General features: G+C 43.8%; 2 protein-coding genes. Both read right to left on the bottom strand.

Annotated features, from left to right (window positions below; translation table 11 throughout):
• Nucleotides 1-873 precede the first annotated feature (873 nt).
• Nucleotides 874-1,098, bottom strand: a complete 225-nt coding sequence (locus F6K52_RS35040; protein ID WP_293089602.1) for a hypothetical protein — start codon at nucleotides 1,096-1,098, stop codon at nucleotides 874-876.
• A 74-nt stretch (nucleotides 1,099-1,172) separates the two neighbouring features.
• A complete protein-coding gene (locus F6K52_RS35045; RefSeq protein WP_293089604.1) occupies nucleotides 1,173-2,477 on the bottom strand; it encodes a glutamate-5-semialdehyde dehydrogenase in 1,305 nt (434 codons plus the stop codon).
• Nucleotides 2,478-2,783: the final 306 nt, after the last annotated feature.

Here is a 2,783-nt window from a genome sequence, read left to right on the forward strand (position 1 = left end):
TTATTAGTTTTATTTGGCGACCGCGTTTCTAAATTGTTCCGGATCTAGATAGAGCAATCAAGGATTAAGAAATAGTAGATGCACCCTGACTCATCCCTCAGCTACCCGCTGGGGATTTTTTTTGTTCACTCTTGTCTCAAGTAATCTATTAGTTTTATTTGGCTTACCCATTTCTAATTTATTCCGGAGCGAGACAGAGTAATGAAGGAATAAGAAATAGTAGATGCACCCTGACTCATCCCTCAGCTACCCGCTGGGGATTTTTTTTGTTCACTCTTGTCTCAAGCAATCTATTAGTTTTATTTGGCTTACCCATTTCTAATTTATTCCGGATCTAGATAGAGCAATCAAGGATTAAGAAATAGTAGATGCACCCTGACTCATTCCTCAGCTACCCGCTGGGGATTTTTTTTGTTCAATTTTGTCTCAACTAATCTATTAGTTTTATTTGGCGACCGCGTTTCTAATTTTTTCCGGATCTAGACAGAGTAATGAAGGATTAAGAAATAGTAGATGCACCCTGACTCATTCCTCAGCTACCGGCTGGGGATTTTTTTTTGTTCAATTTTGTCTCAACCAATCTATCAGTTCTATTGGGCTTACCCATTTCTAATTTTTTCCGGATCTAGATAGAGCAATCAAGGATTAAGAAATAGTAGATGCACCCTGACTCATTCCTCAGCTACCCGCTGGGGATTTTTTTTTTCACTCTCGTCTCAACCAATCTATTAGTTCTATGTGGGATAGCCATCTTGGCTGTCTCCTTGGCGTAAGCATTTCTAATTTCTTCCGGATCTAGATAGACTAATCAAGGATTAAGAAATAGTAGATGCAACGTGACTTGTCCCTCAGCTACCGGCTGGGGATTTTTTTTTATAGACCTCTTGCAAAAGTCCAAAAATATCGATCAAGAGCACTGTCTTGATGCAGTCGCTCATGGGGGAAACCACGGCAGTTGCTCATGGGGGGAACCACGGCAATAGCGAGTGGGGGAAACCACGGCAATAGCGAGTGGGGGAAACCCCCAAGACCGCGCTGCCTCCCCAAGACCGCGCTGCCTCCCCAAGACCGCACTGCCTCCCCAAGACCGCGCTGCATCGCTTACTAAGTGCCCTTGGCAGTAGAATTATCCTCAAAGCATTACTGGACAATACTGTCGTAATTTAAAACTTTTAGATATCCCGATGGGTAAAAGGCTTAGCATTCTCACCAACATAAGTAGCGGCAATGTGACCATTACCTGTAACCTTGTATTTGTAAGTCACCAATCCCTCTAAGCCCACTGGACCACGGGGGGGCATTTGTTGAGTGCTAATTCCTACTTCTGCTCCAAAACCATAACGGAAACCATCGGCAAAGCGAGTAGAACAGTTGTGGAAAACATTAGCGGCATCCACTTGATTTCCGAAGCTATCTGCTACCTCCTGGTCTTCAGTAACAATTCCATCGGTATGTCTGGAACCATAAGTATTGATATGGTTAATCGCTTCTTCTACAGAGTCTACTACTTTGATAGAAAGAATTAAATCACTGTATTCTGTAGACCAATCCTCATCCGTTGCTACAGAGATGGGGATAATCTCACGGCTAGCTTCATCCCCTCGCAATTCTACATTACGCTTTTTCAAAGCTTCTGCTGCTAGGGGCAAGAAACGAGGAGCAATTGCTGAATGCACCAGCAGGGTTTCAATGGCATTACAAACAGCTGGATATTGCGTTTTAGCATCAACGGTGATAGTTACCGCTTTCTCCAAGTCAGCTGCTGCATCAATATAGAGGTGGCAAATCCCATCAGCATGACCTAGTACTGGAATACGAGTATTCTCCTGGACAAACCGAACAAAAGCATTAGACCCTCTGGGAATAATCAAATCCACATAGTTGTCTAGTTGTAACAGCTCTTTGATTTCTTCTCTAGTGGTTAACAACTGTACCGTTGCTGGATCAACTGCTGTCGTAGATAATCCTTTATGAATTGCTTTGACTAGGGTTTCACAGGAGCGAATTGCTTCTTTACCGCCTTTGAGGATAACACCATTACCGGATTTAATCGCAAGAGAGGTAATTTGAATTAAGGCATCGGGACGAGCTTCAAAGATAATTCCTAAAACTCCTAAGGAACAAGTGACTCGTTTGAGGATTAGTCCTTGATCCAGTTCTCGATGAATTTGGACATTGCCCACAGGATCACCAAGGTTTCCCACATCTCGCACCCCCTGAATAGCCCCCTTAAGCTTTGTTTCGTTCAACTTCAGGCGATTGTAAAGGGGTTTGGGAATGTTATCTGCCTCAGCTGCTTGGCAGTCTGCAGCATTCGCCGCTAGGATTTCCGGTGCTGCAGCTTCCAAGGCTTGGGCTATTGCCTCAATAGCTTCATTTTTAGCCTTTGTTGAGAGAACGGCTAACTTCTGTGCAGCTTGACGGGTTTTTTTAGCGATCGCACTTAGGGGTATGGATGCAAGTGGTGTAGCTGTCATGGTTTTGATTTTGGAGGCAATACCAATATGTGATCAGCAGTGTAGCAAATTGACGCTCCTACAGGGTGGAAGCCCTGGTATTCTTGAGTTTCTTGCTTGCCCCAAATCCCCATCATTAGCTAAACCATCACTTATACATAAGGTTAACTCTTTGGTTAACGTTGGGAAAACCCGTACGCATACAGCTGCTGTGGATAGTAGTAAATAGCTTACGCAATTCAGTCATCGATACCCCTTAGTTGGTCGAGCTGTGATCTAACAGCAACAGACTCAGGGGTTATTTTTTTGGAACAGCTCAAAGGCTTG

Origin of the sequence: Moorena sp. SIO3H5 (assembly GCF_010692395.1) — a bacterium.
In the GTDB taxonomy this organism is placed as follows: Bacteria; Cyanobacteriota; Cyanobacteriia; order Cyanobacteriales; family Coleofasciculaceae; genus Moorena.

Bases quoted from the DNA above. Each gene is read 5' to 3' on its own strand.
- F6K52_RS35040 (WP_293089602.1), bottom strand. From the start codon at position 1,098: ATGCAGCGCGGTCTTGGGGAGGCAGTGCGGTCTTGGGGAGGCAGCGCG.
- F6K52_RS35045 (WP_293089604.1), bottom strand. From the start codon at position 2,477: ATGACAGCTACACCACTTGCATCCATACCCCTAAGTGCGATCGCTAAA.